Annotated in this window: 11 protein-coding genes; 8 read left to right on the forward strand and 3 right to left on the reverse strand. The window is 67.9% G+C overall.

What is annotated here, in order from left to right; all coding sequences use genetic code 11:
- The first annotated feature begins 41 nt into the window (after positions 1 to 41).
- The 7 genes from FHT37_RS14880 to FHT37_RS14910 all read left to right on the forward strand — a co-directional run bounded on the left by FHT37_RS14880 (position 42) and on the right by FHT37_RS14910 (position 8,752).
- Positions 42 to 2,867, forward strand: a complete 2,826-nt coding sequence (locus FHT37_RS14880; protein WP_183482508.1) for an autotransporter outer membrane beta-barrel domain-containing protein — start codon at positions 42 to 44, stop codon at positions 2,865 to 2,867.
- Positions 2,868 to 3,040: 173 nt separating this feature from the next.
- A complete protein-coding gene (gene pilB, locus FHT37_RS14885) occupies positions 3,041 to 4,774 on the forward strand; it encodes a type IV-A pilus assembly ATPase PilB (RefSeq protein WP_091727150.1) in 1,734 nt (577 codons plus the stop codon).
- A 125-nt stretch (positions 4,775 to 4,899) separates the two neighbouring features.
- The gene (locus tag FHT37_RS14890; protein ID WP_147240031.1) at positions 4,900 to 6,138 is read left to right on the forward strand and encodes a type II secretion system F family protein; all 1,239 of its coding nucleotides are present in this window, start codon (positions 4,900 to 4,902) and stop codon (positions 6,136 to 6,138) included.
- A 3-nt stretch (positions 6,139 to 6,141) separates the two neighbouring features.
- On the forward strand, positions 6,142 to 7,083 hold the full coding sequence (locus FHT37_RS14895; RefSeq protein ID WP_255489737.1) for an A24 family peptidase: 942 nt from the start codon (positions 6,142 to 6,144) through the stop codon (positions 7,081 to 7,083).
- 20 nt (positions 7,084 to 7,103) lie between these two features.
- Positions 7,104 to 7,697: a dephospho-CoA kinase gene (coaE, locus tag FHT37_RS14900; RefSeq protein ID WP_091727154.1), complete on the forward strand. Its 594-nt coding sequence runs from the start codon at positions 7,104 to 7,106 to the stop codon at positions 7,695 to 7,697.
- 76 nt (positions 7,698 to 7,773) lie between these two features.
- A complete protein-coding gene (gene zapD, locus FHT37_RS14905; RefSeq protein ID WP_091731524.1) occupies positions 7,774 to 8,529 on the forward strand; it encodes a cell division protein ZapD in 756 nt (251 codons plus the stop codon).
- 13 nt (positions 8,530 to 8,542) lie between these two features.
- On the forward strand, positions 8,543 to 8,752 hold the full coding sequence (locus tag FHT37_RS14910) for a DNA gyrase inhibitor YacG (protein ID WP_091727156.1): 210 nt from the start codon (positions 8,543 to 8,545) through the stop codon (positions 8,750 to 8,752).
- Positions 8,753 to 8,789: 37 nt separating this feature from the next.
- Here the strand turns inward: FHT37_RS14910 and FHT37_RS14915 are convergent, their stop codons facing one another.
- From FHT37_RS14915 to tal, 3 genes are read right to left on the reverse strand one after another with little or no spacing between them, the layout of a single operon-like run.
- A complete protein-coding gene (locus FHT37_RS14915) occupies positions 8,790 to 9,410 on the reverse strand; it encodes an HAD family hydrolase (RefSeq protein WP_147240033.1) in 621 nt (206 codons plus the stop codon).
- A gap of 34 nt (positions 9,411 to 9,444) precedes the next feature.
- Positions 9,445 to 11,073: a glucose-6-phosphate isomerase gene (gene pgi / locus FHT37_RS14920; RefSeq protein WP_183482510.1), complete on the reverse strand. Its 1,629-nt coding sequence runs from the start codon at positions 11,071 to 11,073 to the stop codon at positions 9,445 to 9,447.
- Positions 11,070 to 12,020: a transaldolase gene (tal, locus tag FHT37_RS14925; RefSeq protein WP_091727162.1), complete on the reverse strand. Its 951-nt coding sequence runs from the start codon at positions 12,018 to 12,020 to the stop codon at positions 11,070 to 11,072. The genes pgi and tal overlap by 4 nt, the downstream gene beginning before the upstream one ends.
- Before the next feature lie 228 nt (positions 12,021 to 12,248).
- Between tal and zwf the strand changes: the two genes are divergently transcribed.
- A complete protein-coding gene (zwf, locus tag FHT37_RS14930; RefSeq protein ID WP_183482512.1) occupies positions 12,249 to 13,694 on the forward strand; it encodes a glucose-6-phosphate dehydrogenase in 1,446 nt (481 codons plus the stop codon).
- Positions 13,695 to 13,703 lie beyond the last annotated feature (9 nt).

Here is a 13,703-nt window from a genome sequence, read left to right on the forward strand (position 1 = left end):
GGTCAGCCGGCAGCGCCGTCCGCACTGCCAAGGATCTGATCATGCAAGGCTCCCGCCCTTCCTTCTCGTTGCCCGGCCCCGATGCCAGCGCCCCCTCCCGCATGCTTGTCGCAGCGCTGATCGCTGCGGCATTCACCCCCCACGAGGCCTTCGCGGCATGCACCGGCACGGCCGGCGCCTGGCTGCAAGCGAGCGACGGCGCGACTTGCACCGCCAGCGGTAGCTACTCGAGCGCCGGCGCCGCTTCCGGCATGGGCGCCCTGTCCTCGGTTGGCGGCGGCGTGATCAATGCCGCGACCGCCACCACCGTGACCCTGTCGAGCAACGGCCGTTCCGGCGCCTACGCGACCGGCGCCGGCTCGCAGGTCAACTTGCGGGGAGGCGCCACCATCAGTCGCGCGCCCACCGGCAGCGGCAATCAGGGTCTCGTCGCTGATGGCGGCGCGACCATCACGGTCGACGGGCCGTTGACGATCACGCTGCCCAACGGTTCGGGCAACCACGGCGCCCTGGTCCAGGACGCCGGCAGCACGATCGCGCTCAATGGCATGACCCAGATCACCATGGGCCGCGGCAGCGCCTACTCGCCGGGCCTGCGCGCCATTGGCGGGACATTGATCGTCAACGGCGATGTGACCGTCAGCACCGCGGGCGATTCGAGGTCCGACGCCGTTGTCGCCGACACCGGCGGAACGGTCACGCTGAACGGCGCAGCGAACCTCAGCACCAGCGGCCTCCAGGCCTCGGGCCTGAAAGTGAAGACGGCGGGAACCATCACCTACAACGGCCCGACCACGATCACCGTCAGCAGCCTCAATGGATCCGGCATCCGGACGGTGACCGCGGGCATCGTGAATGCCGGCGCTTCCTCGACCACCACGATCGATGTCAGCGGCGTCAATGGGCAAGGCGTCTCGGCAAGAGACATCGGGTCGCAGGTGAACCTGGCCGGCGCGGTGACGATCAATGTCACCGGCGTCACGCGGGCAGATGTTCCGGCCGGCAACCCGGAGTCCTACGCGGCCGGTCTGCTGGCCGACCTGGGCGGCGCCATCAACGCGACGGGAGCGCTGCATGTCGCCACGAACGACGCCACCAGCTTCGGCGCGCTGCTCGTCGCCGACAACGCCGCGATCGCAGCCACCGGCGGTGGCACGATCAGCGCGGCGGGCACCGCCATCGGTTTCGCGCCGGGCGCTTCCCAGCAGGCCCGCTTCGACCGCTTCGTCATTACCAACGCGTCGGGCGACCTCGTTCGCGCCGAGGGCGCCGCCGGCGGCGCGCTGACCCTGAACGACAGCACGGCCACCGCCATCGCGGGAAGCAACGTGATCAGCGCCGTCAACGGCAGCACGTTCACCGCAACGGCAAGTCGCAGCACCTTGAACGGCAACCTCGCCGCCGATGCCTCCAGTGTCCTGAACGCCCGCCTGCTCGAGTCGTCGCGTCTCGCCGGCAGCATCGCGGGAGCCCATCTCACCGTCGACGGCACCAGCCAATGGACGATGACCGCCAACTCCACGTTGAGCGGACTCGATCTCGCCGGCCACATCGCCACCCCCGACCCCGAGCAGGTCTTCACCCCCCGCACCCTGACCGTCGCGGGCAACTGGGTCGGCCAGGGCGGCACGGTGCAACTGCACACCGCGCTGGGCGGCTCCGACTCGCAGACCGACCGCATCGTGGTCGATGGCGGCACGGTGAGCGGCAGCACCACGCTGCGGATCACCAACGTCGGCGGCCTGGGCGCCCCGACCACCGGAGACGGCATCCGGATCGTCGAGGCGATCAACGGGGCCACGACGACGGCCCAGACCAGCAAGGACGCCTTCACGCTGGACGGCGGTCATGTGGACGCCGGCGCGTACAGGTACAGGCTCCGGGCGGCCGATGCGACTGGCGCCGGCGAAGACTGGTATCTGCGCTCGACCTACCGGACCGATGCGGCGCTCTTTGCCGCATTGCCGGCGCAACTGCGCCAGGCGGACCTGGCCATGCTGGGCAACCTGCACCGGCGCATGGGCGACGACACCGGCGACGCCGGTCGTCGCGCCTGGGCTCGCGCCGTCTACAGCGACCTCGACATCCGCCAGGCCGGCGACATCGCCCCGCGGAGTCAGGGACACGTCTCCGGCCTGCAGGCCGGCACTGACCTGCTGGTGAACGGCGCCTGGCGCGCGGGCGTCTTCCTCGGCCTGATGGACGGTCGGACCGACGTGGACGGCCAACTCGGGGGCAGCCAGGAGCGGGCCGGCAGCACCGGCCTGCAGTCGCGCCATCTCGGTGGCTACGCGACCTGGAGCGGTCCGAATGGCTTCTATGCCGATGGCGTGCTCCAGTTCGGCCGCCATCGCTACAGCATGCGTCCGGAGGACGACACCAACTCGACCGCCCGCGCCCGTGGCGTCACGGTCTCCCTCGAAGCCGGCAAGTCGCAACCCGTCGCTGCCGGATGGAGCCTCGAGCCCCAAGCGCAGGTGATCTATCAGGCGAGCCGCTTCGACGACGCACAAATCAGCGGCGCCACCGTGCAGCAACAACCGCAGGGCCGATGGACGGGCCGGCTGGGCCTGCGTCTCAAGGGTGACGTCGCCACCGGTGCCGGCCGCCTGCAACCCTACGCGCGCGTCAATCTGTACCGCACGAGCGGCGGACACGACCTCACGCGGTTCGTCGGACCGGCATGGACGACCGACCTCGCCGCCGGCACCGGCGCCAGTGCCGCAGAGCTCGCCGCCGGCTTCACGCTGACCCTTTCGCCGACGGCCAGCGCCTACGGCGAAATGGGACACGTCGCGGCCATCGGCGGCGAGTCGCGTTTCAACTCGTCGCTGCAGGGCAGCGTGGGGCTGAAACTCCGCTGGTAGCCTTCCCGCTTCGCACATTTCCCGCTCAATTTCCAGTGCCCAACGCCGAAATTGCACGGAGCGTCTGACTTCAGTGAATGCCCGGGGCATCCCCGGCGTCACCCCTTCGTTCAAGGGGGTAAAGTGAGAGGTCGTTCCGGCGCCAGCGCCGGGCATCAGGCAAGACCCAACCGATGGCGATATCCGTGGACACCACATTGGCCGAACCCCCTCAGTCCGCCCTGTCCGGCGTTGCCCGCGTGCTGGTGCATGCCGGCAAGCTCAAGCCGCAGGCCGCCGAGGACCTGGTCAAGCTGGCGCGGGAGAAGAAGACCAGCTTCGTCAACGCGGTCATGGCATCGGGGACCGTGTCGCCCTCGGACCTGGCCCATACGCTCTCGCACGCGCTGGCGCTGCCGCTGCTGGACCTGAACGCGGTCGACGCGCACAAGCTCCCGCAGAACATCATCGACGCCAAGCTGGCCACCCAGTACCAGGTCGTCGTGCTGGCACGGCGGGGCAACCGGCTCTTCATCGGCGGCGCCGATCCGACGGAGCAGGAGGCGGTCGAACGCATCAAGTTCGCGACCCAGCTGACCCCCGAATGGATCATCGTCGAGCACGACAAGCTCGCGAAGCTGCTGGGCATCACGGCCGCGTCGACGGCCGAGGCGCTGGAGGCGATCTCCGGCGAGGACTTCGACTTCGACATCGCCGAGGAAGACGCCCCGCCGCCGGAAGAGTCGCAGGACATCACCGACGTGGAGGACGCGCCGGTCGTGCGCTTCCTGCAGAAGATGCTGGTCGACGCCATCAACATGCGGGCATCGGACCTCCACTTCGAGCCGTTCGAGTACCACTACCGCGTGCGCTTCCGCGTCGACGGCGAACTGCGCGAGATCACCCAGCCGCCGATCGCGATCAAGGACAAGCTGTCCTCGCGCATCAAGGTCATCTCGCGGCTGGACATCTCCGAACGCCGTGTCCCGCAGGACGGCCGGATGAAGCTGAAGTTCGGCTCCAAGGCCATCGACTTCCGGGTCTCGACGCTGCCGACGCTGTTCGGTGAAAAGATCGTGATCCGGATCCTGGACCCGTCGTCGGCGAAGCTGGGCATCGAGGCGCTGGGCTACGAGAAGATCGAGAAGGAGCGGTTGCTGCAGTGCATCCACCGCCCCTACGGGATGATCCTGGTCACCGGGCCGACCGGCTCCGGCAAGACGGTGTCGCTGTACACCTGCCTGAACATCCTGAACCAGCCCGGCACCAACATCTCGACCGTCGAGGACCCGGCGGAAATCAACCTGCCCGGCATCAACCAGGTCAACGTCAACGACAAGGCGGGACTGACCTTCTCCGCGGCGCTCAAGGCCTTCCTGCGCCAGGATCCCGACATCATCATGGTCGGTGAGATCCGCGACCTGGAAACGGCCGACATCGCCATCAAGGCGGCGCAGACCGGCCACATGGTGATGTCGACGCTGCACACGAACGACGCGCCCACCACCCTCACGCGTCTGCTGAACATGGGCGTGGCCCCGTTCAACATCGCCTCTAGCGTCCTGCTGATCACCGCCCAGCGCCTGGCCCGGCGGCTGTGCGAAAACTGCAAGGCGCCGGCCGAGTACCCCCGCGAGGCGCTGGTCCGCGCCGGGTTCGCCGAAGAGGAACTCGACGGCAGCTGGAAGCCCTATCGCGCCGTTGGCTGCTCGAATTGCAACAATGGTTATCGAGGCCGTGTCGGTCTTTACCAAGTGATGCCCATCAGCGAGGCGATTCAGCGGATCATCCTGTCCGAGGGAACGGCCATGGACATCGCCGAGCAGGCCCGCGCGGATGGCGTGCGGGACTTGCGGCAGTCCGGGCTGGTCAAGGTCCGGGCGGGCGTCACGACACTGGAAGAGGTGCTGGCGGCCACCAACGAATGACACCGGCGACCTGACGCGGCGTCCTCGGACGCCGCGTTCGCGCGTCTGGCGTCTGGCCACCGGGACCGTTCGAACGAATCAAAGATTGGGAGCGCCAGTCCCCTGGCGCGACGGCAGGAGGTGATATGGCGACGACCACCGCAAGCGGCAAGAGCGCGACCAGCAAGAACATCAAGGAATTCGTCTTCGAGTGGGAAGGCAAGGACCGCAACGGCAAGATCGTGCGCGGCGAGATGCGCGCTGGCGGCGAAGCCGTCATCAGCGCCTCGTTGCGGCGCCAGGGCATCCTGGTCACCAAGGTCAAGAAGCGGCGCAGCTCGGGCGGCAAGTCCATCAAGCAGAAGGACATCGCCGTCTTCACGCGCCAGCTGGCGACGATGATGCGCGCCGGCGTGCCGCTGCTGCAGGCCTTCGACATCGTCGCCCGGGGCAGTCCCAACCCCCGCCTGACCAAGCTGCTGACCGACATCCGCCAGGACGTCGAGACCGGCACCTCGCTGTCGGCGGCCTTCCGCAAGCATCCGCTCTACTTCGACGCGCTGTACTGCAACCTGGTCGAGGCCGGCGAGCAGGGCGGTATTCTCGAAGCGCTGCTGGACCGCCTGGCCATCTACCAGGAAAAGACCGTCGCGCTGAAGGGCAAGATCAAGTCGGCGTTGACCTACCCGATCGCGGTGCTGGTGGTGGCCTTCGTCGTGACAGCAGTCATCATGATCTTCGTGATCCCGGCCTTCAAGGACGTGTTCAAGTCCTTCGGCGCCGACCTGCCCGCGCCGACGCTGTTCGTGATGGCCATGTCCGAGATCTTCGTCGCCTACTGGTGGCTGATCTTCGGCGTCATCGGCGGCGGCCTTTACTTCTTCTTCCAGAGCTGGAAACGCTCGGAGAAGATGCAGAAGTTCATGGACCGGCTGCTGCTGAAGATCCCCGTCTTCGGCCAACTGATCTACAAGTCGGCGGTGGCGCGATGGACGCGCACGCTGGCAACGATGTTCGCCGCCGGCGTGCCGCTGGTGGAAGCGCTGGACTCGGTGGGCGGCGCCTCCGGCAACGCGGTGTTCGTCGAGGCGACCGAGAAGATCCAGCGTGACGTGTCCACCGGCGCGTCGCTGACGACCTCGATGCAGACGACCGGCATCTTCCCGATCATGGTCCTGCAGATGTCCTCGATCGGCGAGGAGTCCGGCTCGCTGGACCACATGCTCGGCAAGGCCGCCGACTTCTACGAAGAAGAAGTGGACGACGCGGTGAAGGCGCTGTCCAGCCTGATGGAACCCATCATCATCGTGTTCCTGGGCACGCTGATCGGCGGCATCGTGATCTCGATGTACCTGCCGATCTTCAAGCTCGGCGCGGTGGTGTAAGTGCTGGACCAGAGCCTGCTGGAAGCGCTGCTGTCGCCCGCTTACCTCGGCCTGATCGGCCTGTGCGTCGGCAGCTTCCTGAACGTGGTCATCTACCGGACGCCGGTGATGCTGCATCGGACCTGGCTGTCCGATTGCGCGGACCAACTGGCCCAGGAAGACGACCTGCGCACTCACGCGGGGCTGGATGAGGCCAAGGCCAGGCAACTGGCCGCCTCCGTCGTCCCCTTGCGGGAAGCCCTGGACGGCCAGCCCGCGTTCTCGTTGATCCGGCCGGCCTCCCGTTGCCCGCATTGCGGTCACGCCCTGCGCTGGCACGAGAACCTGCCGCTGCTGGGCTGGCTGCGTCTGGGCGGGAAGTGCGCCGCCTGCAAGGCGCCGATCTCGCCGCGGTATCCCTTCGTCGAACTGCTGACCGGCCTGCTGTTCGCCGGTATCGCCTGGCGCCTGGGCCCGCAACCGAGCGCCTTGCTCTATTGCGGCTTCGCGGCGGCGCTGGTGGCGCTGGCGGGGATCGACTGGGACACGACGCTGCTGCCGGACAGCATCAACCAGCCCTTGCTGTGGGCCGGACTGGTCGCCGCGCATGCGGGCTGGATCCCGGTGTCCCTGCCTAACGCGCTGATCGGCGCGCTGGCCGGCTACCTGTCGCTCTGGTCGATCTACTGGATCTTCAAGCTGGCCACCGGCAAGGAAGGCATGGGCTACGGCGACTTCAAGCTGCTGGCCGCCCTGGGCGCGTGGCTGGGTTGGCAGATGGTGCTGCCGGTCGCGCTGTTCGCCTCGCTGATCGGTGCGGTGGTCGGCATCGCGCTCAAGCTGCGCGGCGGCTTGCGCGAGGGCCGCTATGTCCCGTTCGGCCCGTTCCTGGCGGGCGGCGGGCTCGCGGTGCTGCTGATCGGCACCGCCGAAGTCACCGCCTGGCTCGGTCTGCAGGCGATCTGATCCCGTCCGCCGGGCCTCCCATGCGCATCGGACTCACCGGCGGCATCGGCAGCGGCAAAAGCACCGTCGCGGCCGCGCTGGTGGAACTTGGCGGCGCGCTGCTGGTCGACACCGACGCCATCTCGCGCGCATTGACGGCCCCGGGCGGGGGCGCGATGGCGGCGATCGAAGCCTGGTTCGGCCGACCGTTCGTTGCCAGCGATGGCGCGCTGGACCGCGCCGCGATGCGCGACCTGGCCTTCCGCGATCCCGCTGCCAAACAGGCGCTCGAAGGCATCCTCCATCCGATGATCGGCGCCGAGACGGCGCGGCAGGCCGCGCTCGCCGTGCCCGGCCAGCGGGTCGTCTTCGACGTGCCCTTGCTGGTCGAGTCGGGCCGCTGGCGACGCCTCGTGGACCGCGTGCTGGTGGTCGACTGCGACGAGTCCACCCAGATCGCCCGGGTGATGGCCCGGTCCGGCCTGAGCGAGGGCGCCGTGCGGGCCATCCTCGCCCAGCAGGCGACGCGGGCGCAGCGTCGCGCCGCCGCCGATGCGGTGATCCACAACGACGGCCTGACCCTGTCGCAACTGCGAGAAGAAGTCGGCCAACTGCTGACCAGTCCCCTGTTCTGACCACCCCTCACCCGGCCAGGGTGATGCATCGGCGCACTGTGGAACAATGGCCCCTTGCCGCAAAGGGATGGTCGACTTGGTCCTCTACGAATATCCGTTCAACGAGAGCATCCGCACGATGCTCAGACTCGAACACCTGTTCGATCGGCTCGGTCAGCTGATGGCGCGCGACACCGCGATGGATCACCACTTCGCGTTGGCCACCATCTTCGAGGTCATGGATGTCGCCTCGCGCGCCGACCTGAAGGCCGACCTGCTCAAGGAGCTGGAACGCCACCGCACGCAGTTCAACGGCTACCGCGGCAATCCCGCGGTCTCGGAAGCGGTGCTGGACGAGGTGGTCGGCCGGATCGACGCCGCGTTCGACAAGCTCAACCAGTTGCCGGGCAAGGCGGGCCATGCGCTCACCACGAACGAATGGCTGATGAGCATCCGGAGCCGGATCTCCATCCCGGGCGGCACCTGCGAATTCGACCTGCCGGCCTACTACGCCTGGCAGCAACTGCTGCCGGTGCGCCGGCGCAATGACCTCATGCAGTGGGCCCAGACGCTGATGCCGATGGCCGAGGCGCTCAACGTCCTGCTGGGCTTGCTGCGGGACAGTGGCTCGCCGCACAAGGTGGCGGCGCACGGCGGCCAGTACCAGCAGAGCCTGCCGCCGGGTCGCAGCTTCCAGCTGCTGCGCATGCGCATTGACCCCAGCTTGGGACTGATTCCGGAAATCAGCGGCCACCGTCTGATGGTCTCGATCCGCCTGATGCGCCAGGACGAGGACGGGCGCTTGAAACCCGCGCCGGTCGACGCCACCTTCGAACTCACCCTGTGTTCCTGACAGCCGTACCGTCATGACCGAGCGATTCATTCCCGCCACCCCGGCGCCGCGCATCGTCCCCTGCCCGACCTGTGGCGGCGACAGCCTGTTCTCGCCGGACAACCTCTGGCGCCCGTTCTGCAGCGAGCGCTGCCGGCAGATCGACCTGGGCCACTGGTCCGACGAGTCCTTCCGGGTGGCCGCGCCCCCGACGACCGTCGACGAGGACGACGCCTCCAAATGAAAGAACCGGCCCTCGGGCCGGTTCTTCATTGCGCGTCTCAAGCGGGGAGCAACTCCCGCCGCACAAGGTCCTGGCGAGCAAGCTCGGGCGTCGTGAACAGGTGGGTGTGCCACCCGAGTGCCTTCGCCGCGGCGATGTTGGCCGGATGGTCGTCGAGGAAGAGCACCTCGTCCGCCTTCGCGCCGAACTGCTCGAGCGCCAGATCGAAGATGGCCTTCGACGGTTTGGACTCCTTCACCCGGCCCGAGAACACGCCCGACACGAACCAGTCCTTCAGCGGGAAGGTCTGCTCGAGATAGTCCGCGTACGGCTCCGGCATGTTGGACAGGAAGTGCAGCGTGTGCCCCTGCGCCTTCAGGTCGCGGATCAACGCGGCCGTGCCCTCGATCAGCTTGAGTTCCGACGGCACGGCGTCCATCACCGCCACGATCTCCTCGCGCGGCCAGCCGGTGCGGGCGTGGATGCGGTCGGCGGTCGTCGGCGCGTCGATCAGCCCCTGGTCGAAGGCGCCCCAGTCGCCGCTGTAGGCCTGGAAGAAATGCTTGGCGACCTCGGCGCCCTCGATCTCATCGGGAACGCGATGGGCCCAGACGCGGGCCAGGAAACTCGGCGGATGCCAGTGGAACAGCACCGCGCCGAAGTCGAACACGATCTTCATCTGTGGGGATCTTTACTGCTGAGGGAGAAGGGGATCAGCCGCGCACCTTGGCGAGCAGCCCGGCGGTCGAGCCGTCCAGGCCCGTCGCGTCGCCGGAGGTCAAGCGCGGCAGCAGGCTGTTGCACAGCGCCTTGCCGAGTTCGACGCCCCACTGGTCGAAGCTGTTGATGTTCCAGATCGCGCCGCTGACAAACACACGATGCTCGTACAGCGCGATCAGCGCGCCCAGCGACGACGGCGTCAGCGCGTCCAGCAGCAGCGTCGTGCTCGGACGGTTGCCCGGGAAGCTGCGATGGCGGGCGAGCACCTCGGGATCCAGAGCCTTGGACGCGGTGGGTGCCGACTCGGCGCGCGCGGCCTCGGCGGTCTTGCCCTGCATCAGCGCCTGCGACTGCGCCAGGCAGTTCGCGAGCAGCTTGACGTGCTGGTCCTTGAGCTTGTCCAGCAGTTCACCCCGCACGTGGTCACCGAAGTTGGGCGTCTTCACCGCGATGAACTCGACTGGGATCACGTCGGTGCCCTGGTGCAGCATCTGGAAGTAGGCATGCTGGCCATTGGTGCCGGCCTCGCCCCAGACCACGGGGCTGGTGCCGAAGCTCAGCGGATCGCCGGCGCGGTCGACGCCCTTGCCGTTGCTTTCCATCTCCAGCTGCTGCAGATAGGCCGGCAGCCGGCGCAGGCCCTGGTGATACGGCGCCACCGAGCGGCTGCTGAAGCCATGGAAATTGCGGTACCAGACGTCCAGCAGGCCCAGCAGCACGGGGAGATTCTTCTCGAGCGGCGCGCTGCGGAAGTGCTGGTCCATCGCATGCGCGCCGGCCAGCAACGCGCGGAAGTTGGCCGAGCCCACCGCGATCGCGATCGGCAGGCCGATCACCGACCACAGCGAGTAGCGGCCGCCGACCCAGTCCCAGAAACCGAAAGTCGTATCGATGCCGAACTCGGCCGCGGCCTTGGCGTTGCTGGTCGTCGCGGCGAAATGCCGCGCGATGTCGGTGCCGCCGCTGTTCAGGAACCAGGCCTTGGCGGCCATCGCGTTGGCCAGCGTCTCCTGCGTCGTGAAGGTCTTGGACGCGACGATGAACTGCGTCGTCTTCGGATCGAGACCGCGCAGCACCGGGGCCAGGTCGTGCCCGTCCACGTTGGAGACGAAATGCAGCTTCAGCCCCGCCGGCACATACGACTGCAAGGCCTGCACCACCATCGCCGGACCGAGGTCCGAGCCGCCGATGCCGATATGCACGACATCGGTGATGCCGCTGCTGGCTTGGTCACGCACCCGATCGGCGAAGGCGAGCATGCGATCGAGCGAGGCCTGCACCTCGTCCGAGAACGGCCCCTGGCCGGCCGGCGCGCGCAGCGCCGTGTGCAGCACCGCGCGACCCTCGGTCGCGTTGATGGGGTCGCCGTTGAAGAGCGCCTCGCGCTGCGACTTGAGCTTCACGTCCCGGGCCAGCTGCAGCAGCAGTTCCAGCGTGCGGGCGTCGATGCGGTTCTTCGACAGGTCCGCGAACACCTCCGGCGCCTGCAGCGACCAGGCCGCGAAGCGGCCGGGGTCGGCCGCGAAGGCCTGGCGCACGTCGAACGCGCGGCCGGATTGCTGGAAATGGCTTTGCAGGGCTGCCCAGGTCGGGCTGCGGTCGCAACGCGGGGACTCGGTCATCGCAGGCTTTCGATCATCTGGTCCAGCTTGCCGGCGTCGGCGGCAAACAGGCGGATGCCTTCGGCCAGCTTCTCGGTGGCCATGGCGTCCTGGTTGAGGGCGAAGCGGAACGCCGCTTCGTTGAAGGAGACCTTGGGCAAATCCAGCGCCTTGGCCGCGTCCGCGTCCAGCGCGTGCGTCAGCGGGGCCTCGCTGGCCTGCAGCTGGGCCAGCAGGTCGGGGCTGATGGTCAGCAGGTCGCAGCCGGCCAGCGCCTGGATCTGGCCGACGTTGCGGAAGCTCGCGCCCATGACCTCGGTCTTGATGCCCTGCTTCTTGAAGTAGTTGTAGATCGCCGTCACCGACTTCACGCCGGGATCGTTCGCGCCGGCGTTGGCCGCTTCGTCCCAGTTCGCGCCGGCGGACTTCTTGTACCAGTCGTAGATCCGGCCGACGAAGGGCGAGATCAGCTGGATGCCGTTCTCGCCGCAGGCCACCGCCTGGCAGAAGGAGAACAGCAGCGTCAGGTTGGTGCGGATGCCTTCGAGCTCGAGCTCGCGCGCGGCCTGGATGCCTTCCCAGGTCGAGGCGATCTTGATCAGCACGCGCTCGCGGCCGATGCCGGCGTCCTCGTACATCTGGATCAGGCGGCGCGCGCGGGCCAGCGTCGCGACGGTGTCGAAGCTCAGGCGCGCGTCCACCTCGGTCGACACACGGCCCGGCACGACCTTCAGGATCTCCAGGCCGAAGGCGACCAGCACCTTGTCGACCACCAGGTCCAGCGCGTCGGTCTTGTTGGCGGCGACGGTGTCCTCGAGCAGGTGGGCATAGTCGGGCGACTGCACCGCCTTGAGGATCAGCGACGGATTGGTCGTCGCGTCACGCGGAGTGAACTGGGCCAGTTGCTTGAAGTTGCCGGTATCGGCGACGACGGTGGTGAAAGCCTTGAGTTGTTCGAGCTGGTTCATGTGCGTGGACGCCTGGGAGGGTCGGGAACGGGACGGAGCGCGTCGGGGTATGGGCTTTGCCCCTCGACGCAGACGGGGAAACCCCCTATTAGAACTGCTTGTGGTCCGCTGCCCGGAGGCTCCGCGCACGTTGACCGGCCCAAGAAACTGGGGCATCATAATTCCGGTAACTCCGTTACATCAAGACATCGCCAACAACTCTTACGCCCGGATGCGGGCGCCGCGCTCATGTCCTTCGATCTCGTCTTTTTTGGTGGCACCGGTGACCTGACCTGGCGCAAGCTGATGCCCGCGCTCTTCCAGGCGTTCCGGCACGGCAAGCTGCCCGAGGGCGGCCGCATCCTGGCCGTCGCGCGCGACGACCAGTCCGATGAGCGCTACCGCGAGTGGCTCAAGGAGCGCTTCCAGGAAGTCGAGGCCGGCAAGCGGCCCAACGACGAGGAGTTCGCCCGCTTCTCCGAGCTGGTGCATTACCGCCGCATGGACCTCTCGCAGCCGGACCATTACGCGCGCCTCAAGGAGTGGCTGGGCGAGCGCAATGCCGACACCGTGGTCTTCTACCTGGCCACCAGCCCGCACCTGTTCACCCAGATCTGCCAGCAGCTCGGCGCCGCCGGCCTGAACGGCGACAAGGTGCGCGTCGTGCTGGAAAAGCCGCTGGGCCATGACCTGGCGAGCGCGCAGGAGATCAACCGCGTGGTGCGGTCGGTGTTCACCGAGACGCAGGCCTTCCGCATCGACCACTACCTGGGCAAGCCCTCGGTGCAGAACCTGATGGCGCTGCGCTTCGGCAACGCGCTGTTCGAGCCGCTGTGGCGCCGCGAGAGCATCGCCAACATCCAGATCACGCTGGCCGAAGGCCTGGGCGTCGGCACCCGCGGGCCGTTCTACGACGGCACCGGCGCGCTGCGCGACATGATCCAGAACCACGCGCTGCAGCTGCTGACGATGATCGCGATGGAGGCGCCCTCCTCCAACGACGCCGACGCCATCCGCGACGAGAAGCTCAAGGTGCTGCGCGCGCTCAAGCCCTTCACCGCCGAGAGCGTCGCACGCGACGTGGTGCGCGGCCAGTACCGCGCCGGCAATGTCGATGGCAGGCAGGTGCCGGGCTACCTCGACGAGGGCAAGATCCCCGCCGACAGCCATACCGAGACCTTCGTCGCGCTCAAGACCGAGATCCAGAACTGGCGCTGGGCTGGCGTGCCCTTCTACCTGCGCACCGGCAAGCGCCTGGCGGCGCGCGACGCGCAGATCGTCATCAACTTCCGTCCGGTGCCGCATCCGATCTTCCCGGGCGGCAGCTGCCCCAACCGTCTGATCATCAAGCTGCAGCCCGAGGACGGCCTGGAGCTGCAGCTGATGGCCAACAAGGGCGGCTCCAGCAACGAGGCGCTGAGCCCGGTCTCGCTGGACCTGGACTTCGACAAGGCCTTCGCCCACACCCGCGTGGGCGCCTACGAGCGGCTGCTGCTGGACGCGATCGCCGGGCGCCTGAACCTGTTCGTGCGCAGCGACGAGCAGGAGCAGGCCTGGCGCTGGGTCGAGCCCATCCTCAACTTCTGGAAGCAGGACAGCACCGGCCCGCGCACCTACGTCGCCGGCAGCTGGGGCCCGCCGGCCTCGAGCGCGCTGGTGGCGCGCGACGGCCACTCGTGGATCGAGGAATGCTGACGCGATGAG

This window comes from Mitsuaria sp. BK037, assembly GCF_014193045.1.
In the GTDB taxonomy this organism is placed as follows: Bacteria; Pseudomonadota; Gammaproteobacteria; order Burkholderiales; family Burkholderiaceae_C; genus Roseateles.

Excerpts from the sequence above, each read along its gene's own strand:
- FHT37_RS14880 (WP_183482508.1), top strand. The coding sequence starts at position 42 with ATGCAAGGCTCCCGCCCTTCCTTCTCGTTGCCCGGCCCCGATGCCAGC.
- pilB (WP_091727150.1), top strand. The coding sequence starts at position 3,041 with ATGGCGATATCCGTGGACACCACATTGGCCGAACCCCCTCAGTCCGCC.
- FHT37_RS14890 (WP_147240031.1), top strand. The coding sequence starts at position 4,900 with ATGGCGACGACCACCGCAAGCGGCAAGAGCGCGACCAGCAAGAACATC.
- coaE (WP_091727154.1), top strand. The coding sequence starts at position 7,104 with ATGCGCATCGGACTCACCGGCGGCATCGGCAGCGGCAAAAGCACCGTC.
- FHT37_RS14910 (WP_091727156.1), top strand. The coding sequence starts at position 8,543 with ATGACCGAGCGATTCATTCCCGCCACCCCGGCGCCGCGCATCGTCCCC.
- FHT37_RS14915 (WP_147240033.1), bottom strand. The coding sequence starts at position 9,410 with ATGAAGATCGTGTTCGACTTCGGCGCGGTGCTGTTCCACTGGCATCCG.
- pgi (WP_183482510.1), bottom strand. The coding sequence starts at position 11,073 with ATGACCGAGTCCCCGCGTTGCGACCGCAGCCCGACCTGGGCAGCCCTG.
- tal (WP_091727162.1), bottom strand. The coding sequence starts at position 12,020 with ATGAACCAGCTCGAACAACTCAAGGCTTTCACCACCGTCGTCGCCGAT.
- zwf (WP_183482512.1), top strand. The coding sequence starts at position 12,249 with ATGTCCTTCGATCTCGTCTTTTTTGGTGGCACCGGTGACCTGACCTGG.